This is a genomic window from Candidatus Accumulibacter phosphatis, assembly GCF_012939955.1.
Taxonomy (GTDB): Bacteria; Pseudomonadota; Gammaproteobacteria; order Burkholderiales; family Rhodocyclaceae; genus Accumulibacter; species Accumulibacter delftensis.
This window is the reverse complement of the sequence record NZ_SPMY01000014.1, coordinates 40260-46533: the sequence shown is the minus strand read 5'-3', so window position 1 is coordinate 46533 and position 6274 is coordinate 40260. Positions and strand designations below refer to the sequence as shown.

Genomic DNA, 6274 nt, shown 5'->3' with positions numbered 1-6274 from the left:
CCGGAGTGGACGAACCTCTGGTGTACCGGTTATGACGCCAGTCGTATTGCCGGGTAGCTAAGTTCGGAAGAGATAAACGCTGAAAGCATCTAAGCGTGAAACTCGCCTTGAGATAAGATTTCCCTGGGGACTTGATCCCCCTGAAGGGTCGTGGTAGACCACCACGTTGATAGGCTGGGTGTGGAAGCGCAGCAATGCGTTAAGCTAACCAGTACTAATTGCCCGTGAGGCTTGATCCTATAACCTTAAGCAGCAACTCAGCAACGAAGTGCAATCACAACGCTGCACAAAAACCTTCTTCCCATTTTGCGCACCCCGCCAACCGCGGTGTGCGAGACAGTTATGCTTGGCGGCAATAGCCCTTTGGACCCACCCCTTCCCATCCCGAACAGGACCGTGAAACGAAGGTACGCCGATGATAGTGCATACTTCATGTGTGAAAGTAGGTCACCGCCAGGCTCCCCATTGACAAAGCCCCCGACAACTTCCCGTCGGGGGCTTTGTGCGTTGACCGGTCGTTTAAAGAGGCCGGCGCAAGCGGCCTTTCAGCTCCTGCTGCGGCACGGCGGCTGGCCATGGCTGCAAGCCCATAGAGGCCATGAATCTCAAAAAGGCCAGTCAGTTTGATCCAGTTACTCTATGCGAATGCCGCGCTGACGGCGGTTGACCGCGTATGGCGTTTCTGGGATATTCGTCGCGTACCGTCACTTGAGCGCTCTCCGTTTCTGATCTTTGTTTGCCTTACGAGCCTTCGAGAGGCGTGCGTGCATCGCTGCTGCCGTCAAGCTTGTCGCGGAGGACCTTGGCGAACGGCAGGCTGATGGCGAATCGCTCCGGCCTCCTTCGCTTGCCGTTGCCAAATAGACGCTGAGTAGACGCTCATGCTGCTTGTGCTAGAAAACGCCATCGACACGTTGCTGAAGAGCGCGTTGCCGTCGCTGTTCACCGGTAGCGGCGCGGCGGCAGCGACTTTTTCCGCCGACAGCTGGGATTTCGATCGCCTCGCGGCCGATCCGATCGCTGGCGAACCGGGGCCCGAGGACGCGGTCGACGAGCTGCTCTTCGACCCAGCAGCCCCGGCCGGTCCCTACGCGCTGACGCGGCTGCCGTATCCGGGCCCGAAACGTGTCTACCTGCGCTCGACCAGTGGCGAGTTGGTGGCCTTGCGCAACACCGAGGTTGTCTGGAACGTCGCTGACGCGGCGTCGTTCTCGGTTGTTCCCGCCGCCGGCAGGGTTCTCTCGGGATTCGACTATCTGCACGTGATGTACGGCGTCATCGCCGCAGGGACACGCCTGAAGTCGCTACACAAGCTGGGCTTGCAGATTACCGGCGCGGACGCCGAGAGTGCCGAGCGAGCCTTCGCCCTCTCGCTTGCTGTGCTAGTGATGAACCGCGAAGCACTTCAGCGTGCGGCCTCCTTTTGCTGGACTGCCGGTGGCTATCAGGCTGACGGCACGCTGAAGACGCTGAGGTTCAGCTCGGGCGCGTCGCCTGGCCCGGCACAGCGCACGCTGGTGCTGGAAGTGGAAGTCGAGCTGCGTCTGGAGCGGCTGCTCGGCGATGACGACGGGCGTGCGATCGAAGCTATTCTTTCGCCGGGACGAACTCACGGCAGCAAGGTCGTAGGCATCGACCCGGCAGTGCCGTCCTGAGCTTTTGAACTCCGCAAGTCCAGAAATCCTGAACGAGCCGCAGCGTGCGTTGGCGCGCTCAGTCGCCGGGCGTTACCCGCCGCACCTGCACCGTTGCCGTCATTCCGAGGTAGGCGTTCGCCGCCCCGAACCAGTTTCCCGAGATTGGTGACGCCTGGCCAGGGTCGCGTGCGACGCCGACGCGGATCAGCTGGTTGCTGCCGAGCAGGTTGTTGGTCGGGTCGAAAGTCACCCAGCCGGCGCCCGGCAGATAGACTTGCAGCCAAGCATGGGTGGTGCCGGCGCCGATGGTGTTTTCGCTAGCATCGCCACCGCCTTCGCCGCTTTCGTTGCCACTGTCCAGCGCCTGATCGTAAAGGTAGCCGGATACGAAGCGGGCAGCGACACCGAGGCGGCGTACCGCCTCCATCATCAGCAGTGCGAAGTCACGGCAGGTTCCGGTCCCCAGTTCGAGGGTCCGCAAGGGTGTCTGTGTGCCTTCCTGTTCGCGTTGGGCGTAGCCAAAATAATTGCGAATGAACTGGTTCATGTTCAGCAACAGTTCACGCGTTCCGGTCGGACCATCGGTGCGCATGAACTGGCGAGCCCAGTGGGTCAACACGCCCTCGGGGTCGTCGTGGTGAGGGCGCATGTAGTGTTCGAGGTCGAAACGCTCTTCGACCGAATAGGCAAACGGGAAGATCTGCGCGCTTGGCGAGAGCTGCAGTTCCGGGTAGGGGTTCAGCGCGTGCTCGATGGTGAATGAACAGACGATTTTGAGTTCGGTGGCGGCACCGAGCGGTGTCACTAGCGCCACCGAATTGGAGTGCGGATCCTGGATCATGCGCACCACCGCTTCCGGGCTGACCCGCAGGTCGGTGGCCAGCACGCGCTGGTCGTGACTGTCGCGCGGGCGGAACATCACCCGGTGTTCGCCGAAAGTCACCAGCGAGCTGTAACGGTAGCAGGTGGTATGGGTGATGTTGTAATGGACGTGCATCGCTAGCCTCGCCTCCCGCGGTTCGGTTCTATTGCAGTGCTTCGATGATTGCCGCCGCCAGCACTTCGCCACTTTGCGCGCCGGAGATGCTCAGGCGGCGCTGAATGATGAAGAACGGCACACCACTTACGCCAAGCGCGGTGACCTTGTCGGCCAGTGACCGCACCGGCTTTTCGCCTTCGCTGCTGGCCAGATAATCGGCAACGTCCTTCTTGATATCGCCACAGGCAGCGGCGATATCGGCCAGCGTCGTGACGTCGCCGATATCTTCGCCACACTGGAAATGCGCCACGAATAGCCGCTCGACCAGCGCTTCGATGGTCGCCGGTCGATGGCCGATGGACTGTGCGCGATAGACCAGGCGGTGCGCACGCAGCGTGTTCGGGCGGGTGACGATGCGCGCAAAGTCGAAGTCGACGCCCGCCTCATGTCCGGCAGCAGCGACATCGCTCTGCATCTTGTCTATCGCGGCCGAGCTGCCGAACTTGGCTTCCAGAAAAGCGCGGTAGGGTTCGCCTTCGGGCGCGGTGTTCGGGTTGAGAAAATACGGTAGCCAGTTGAACTGGAAGCGGCTCTCGGGATGGCTGGCCTGGACCAGTGCGACCGCCTGCGCCAGTCTTCGTTTGCCGACGAAGCACCAGGGGCAGACGAGGTCGGAAGCAATGTCGATGGTCACATTCATGGGGATCGGTGTCGAGTTGCCTGGCAATCAGTGACGTGTGTGGGAAGGGGCGGCGAGGGGGAGCGGGAGTATCGGCGCACCATAACACAATGCCTTTTCATCGTCAGTGCCCGGCGCGCTGCAGTCTTTCCGTCAGTTGGTCGAGATACTGCGCCAGAAGTTGCGGCGCGTGTTGCCGAAATATGCGGATACGCCCGGTATGGATCAGCACCAGCAAGCCGACCATGTGGACGAACAGCGCAGTGACCTCGGTTTCGCAGGCGCTGGCATTGAGGTCGAAGTCGCGCAGTGCCTCGGCGGTCGGCTGTAGCGCGGCGCGCAACTGCTCGTTGAGCTGCGCGTCGAGTTCGCGAGTCAGGCCGTTCGGGCGCACGCCCTGGAACAGATAGAAGCCAAGATCGAGATCGCGCGGGTTGTCGCGGTAGAAATCGAAGAAGGCGCTGGCTTTGCTGCGCACTCGCTCCGCCGCGTTTCCGTCACCTGGCGCGCTGGCGACCTGCGCGTTGAGGCGCAGCAGCGACTCGCCGAGCAGGGCCGCGTAGATTTCCTCCCGACTTGCAAAATAGCTGTAGATGGCCCCCGGCGTATAACCGGCGCGCTTGGCGATCTCGCGCATGCTGGCACCTTGCAGCCCCAACTCGAAAAAAGCGGCGCGCGCCGCATCGAGAATCAGTTCGCGGCGCCGCTGCGCCATGGTGTCCGTACGCAGGCGACGCGCATCGTCGCTGCGTGCCTCGGGCGCGCCGGGTGCCGCCGTTGCGGTGGTGTCCGCCGAGCTCTTCATTGACTTTCGCATGAGCGCATTATACGCTTGCTAAAAAACTGAACGCCGTTCAATTTCTCTTCAAAGGTGGCCTCGATGGAAGGAGCCAGGACCATGAACCGCGCAACGCAGGAAGCTTCGTCCGGGCTGCTGATGAGTGGCAGCGACTACCGTGAATCGCTGCGCCGCTATCGGCCACTCGTCTATGTCGATGGCCATCAGATCGCATCGGTCGCCGATGCGCCGGAACTGCAGCCAGGGATCAACGCGCTGGCAGTGACTTACGATTTCGCACTCGACACCGCCAAAGCGCCCTTGATGATCGCCCGCCAGGCGCAGCGCGCCAGCCCGGTGAACCGCATGCTGCACATCAATGAATCGGCCGGCGATTTACTCAACAAGCTCGAAGCGGTGCGTCTGCTGTGCCAGGAAACCGGCTGCGCGCAGCGCTATCTCGCGCACGACGCGCTCAATGCCATCCATCAGGTCAGCGCGCGCATCGATGATGCGCGTGGCAGCAGCGAGCATCGCGCGCGCTTCGCCGAATACCTGACGCAGGTGCAGGATCAGGATCTGTCGCTCGGTATCGCCATGACCGACGCCAAAGGGGATCGCAGCAAGCGCCCGCATCAACAGAGCAATCCGGATTCCTACCTGCACATCGTCGAACGCAATGGCAAGGGAATTGTCATCTCCGGCGCCAAGGCGATCGTCACCGGCGCCGCATACATGCACGAGTTCCTGGTCATGCCCTGTCGCAACATGGGAGCGGAAGACGCCGATTTTGCCGTGTGCTGCGCCGTACCGGTCGACGCCGCGGGTGTCACCATCGTCTCGCGGCCGGCCGGCCGGCCGGGTGAGAAGCCCGAACACGGCCAGCCGTTGTTTTCGCGTCGCTACGGCCAGGCCACCGCAGTAGTCCTCTTCGAGCGCGTCTTCGTCCCCTGGGAGCGGGTGTTCTACGCCGGCGACTGGGAGCACTCGGGAGTGCTGACCTACAACTACGCCACCCACCACCGCCATAGCTGCATCGCCGCACGGGCCGGTTTCGGCGATCTCCTGATCGGCGCCGGCGCCCTGATGTGCGAGGCCAACGGCTTCCCTGATCCCGGTGCGCAGTCGAATCTGCGCGAAGCAATGGTCGAGTTGATTACCATCACCGAGAGCTTCTTCGCCTGCGGCGTCGCGGCCAGTGTCTATGGCCAGGCCGACGAGGCCAGCGGTAGCTTCATGCCCGACCCGGTCTTCGCCAACATCGGCAAGCTGCTGCTGGCGACCAAAATCTACGACATGCACCGCCTGGCGCACGAAGTTTCCGGCGGCCTGATCGTCGCCCTGCCGGGCCCGGACGAAGACCATAATCCGGCTACTGCCGCCCGCCTGGCCGAAGTCTTGCGCGCCAATCCCGACGTTCCCTATGAAAAACGCATCGAAGTGGCGCGTTTCATGGAAGACCTCACGGCCTCATATCAGGCCGGCTGGTACTCGGTGATCAGCCTGCACGGCGGCGGCTCACCGGCAGCCATGAAGCAGGAGATCTGGCGCAACTACCCGGTCGGCGACAAAGTGGCGCTGGTCGAACGCCTGCTCGATCGCGGTCTGGTCGATGACCCCGCGCGGCCGATTACCCGCAACCGGCAGCCGGGGCGCTGCTGTGACAGCGGCTGTTCGCAGCCGGGGCAGGCGGCGATGGTGTCGCTGCCGGCTCGTGAAGATCGTGGCATTGACTGACTATTCTCCCTCCCTCGGTCGTGAGAGCGGGGCCGCAGTGTTGGTTCTCGCTCCGATCTTGGTCTCGATTACTGTTGTGAGTAAATTAACTCAGTACAGTAACGTTGCCTTGCAACCCGCGAGAAGGCGACCAAGGTCGGGCCGGCTGCTTGCCGAAGCATCGACAGGAACGTTTGCCGAGCTCTCCACCGAATTTGGCCAGTACTCGTCGGCGCGGGCAATGAAGGCGGTGCGCAGGCCTGCCGCCGCGGCGGCTGCCAAATCCGACGGCCGAGGAATGCGCGGCGACAATCAGCGCGATGTTGCCGTTGGCGCAGGGGACAAGCCGGTCGACTTCGATGCCGAGTGGCGACCGCTGCATCCGGGCCTCGCTGGCGATCGCCGTACGCCGGTCAACCAGGGTGCCGAAGACGTCGAAGATCCACTCCTTGATGTCGTTCATGATCGCTCCAGGAAGAAAATGA

General features: G+C 62.6%; 6 protein-coding genes and 2 rRNA genes. 4 read left to right on the top strand and 4 right to left on the bottom strand.

Annotation, left to right across the window (positions count from 1 at the left end; genetic code table 11):
- The 3 genes from E4Q23_RS05125 to E4Q23_RS05115 form a co-directional block, all read left to right on the top strand.
- Window positions 1–239, top strand: a 23S ribosomal RNA gene (locus E4Q23_RS05125); the annotation flags it as partial.
- Between the two features lie 106 nt (window positions 240–345).
- Window positions 346–459, top strand: a 5S ribosomal RNA gene (gene rrf / locus E4Q23_RS05120).
- Window positions 460–881: 422 nt separating this feature from the next.
- The gene (locus E4Q23_RS05115; protein ID WP_169065637.1) at window positions 882–1655 is read left to right on the top strand and encodes a hypothetical protein; all 774 of its coding nucleotides are present in this window, start codon (window positions 882–884) and stop codon (window positions 1653–1655) included.
- A 58-nt stretch (window positions 1656–1713) separates the two neighbouring features.
- Here E4Q23_RS05115 and E4Q23_RS05110 read toward each other — a convergent pair whose 3' ends face one another.
- The 3 genes from E4Q23_RS05110 to E4Q23_RS05100 all read right to left on the bottom strand — a co-directional run bounded on the left by E4Q23_RS05110 (window position 1714) and on the right by E4Q23_RS05100 (window position 4100).
- The gene (locus E4Q23_RS05110) at window positions 1714–2634 is read right to left on the bottom strand and encodes a transglutaminase family protein (protein ID WP_169065636.1); all 921 of its coding nucleotides are present in this window, start codon (window positions 2632–2634) and stop codon (window positions 1714–1716) included.
- 28 nt (window positions 2635–2662) lie between these two features.
- Window positions 2663–3316 carry a DsbA family oxidoreductase gene (locus E4Q23_RS05105; protein WP_169065635.1) on the bottom strand — a complete coding sequence of 218 codons (654 nt, stop codon included), beginning with the start codon at window positions 3314–3316 and terminating at the stop codon, window positions 2663–2665.
- A gap of 103 nt (window positions 3317–3419) precedes the next feature.
- Window positions 3420–4100: a TetR/AcrR family transcriptional regulator gene (locus E4Q23_RS05100; protein ID WP_169065634.1), complete on the bottom strand. Its 681-nt coding sequence runs from the start codon at window positions 4098–4100 to the stop codon at window positions 3420–3422.
- Window positions 4101–4193: 93 nt separating this feature from the next.
- Here E4Q23_RS05100 and E4Q23_RS05095 point away from each other — a divergent pair, with 93 nt between their 5' ends.
- Window positions 4194–5810 carry a 4-hydroxyphenylacetate 3-hydroxylase family protein gene (locus E4Q23_RS05095; protein ID WP_169065633.1) on the top strand — a complete coding sequence of 539 codons (1617 nt, stop codon included), beginning with the start codon at window positions 4194–4196 and terminating at the stop codon, window positions 5808–5810.
- An 85-nt stretch (window positions 5811–5895) separates the two neighbouring features.
- On the opposite strand, the gene E4Q23_RS05090 is transcribed toward E4Q23_RS05095, so the two are convergent.
- Window positions 5896–6252, bottom strand: a complete 357-nt coding sequence (locus tag E4Q23_RS05090; RefSeq protein ID WP_169065600.1) for a hypothetical protein — start codon at window positions 6250–6252, stop codon at window positions 5896–5898.
- Window positions 6253–6274: the final 22 nt, after the last annotated feature.